1 pseudogene is annotated in these 550 nt (G+C 52.0%); it reads left to right on the top strand.

Features of this window, described 5'->3' with window-relative positions:
* A pseudogene (locus PHA81_RS20890) lies at window positions 1-281 on the top strand (hypothetical protein); the annotation flags it as partial.
* Window positions 282-550 lie beyond the last annotated feature (269 nt).

Raw genomic sequence — 550 nt, 5'->3', positions numbered from 1 at the left:
CTCACCGCTGCGGTCTACAACCTCGAACTGGCACTCAAACCGTGAATCCCGCTGCCCTCTGCGGATTCAATAGAGCCGTCGTCATTGTAACATCCAACGAGTTCACCTACGACGCCGAGGAACGCGCCCAAGAACTGAACGTTAAAACCGTCAACGGCGACGAAATGGTCGAACTGATTGACCGACTCAATAGCTACGATCTGCTGGACCAATACGATACATCCGAGGTGATATCTGGTACTGCATCCCCCCACTGTCAACGAGGCCCAGTCCGAAGATAAATCAACAGATGAGGGGTTCTGGGCCGGCATTTCCAATGATTCGTACTATCGTTTCATCCAACTTGGAACAGCAGTATGGACTTTTGGTTTCATACTGGGAATAGCAGGATATTCTGGCAATGGCGGGACGCTGGACGGTATATTCGGGCTTGTATCTATCATCACGTGGGTCGTGATGCCACCCGGCCTATACTCAGTAGTTCACAAAGCGGGTTAGGTGAGTGGGCTGCTCGGTCGGTTGATGCAGCCAAACCAAGCAGCCAATGAAC

Origin of the sequence: Halococcus sp. PRR34 (assembly GCF_028617175.1) — an archaeon.
In the GTDB taxonomy this organism is placed as follows: domain Archaea; phylum Halobacteriota; class Halobacteria; order Halobacteriales; family Halococcaceae; genus Halococcus; species Halococcus salifodinae.
The sequence above is the reverse complement of the archived record's forward strand: the minus strand, read 5'-3'. Positions and strand labels throughout refer to the sequence as shown.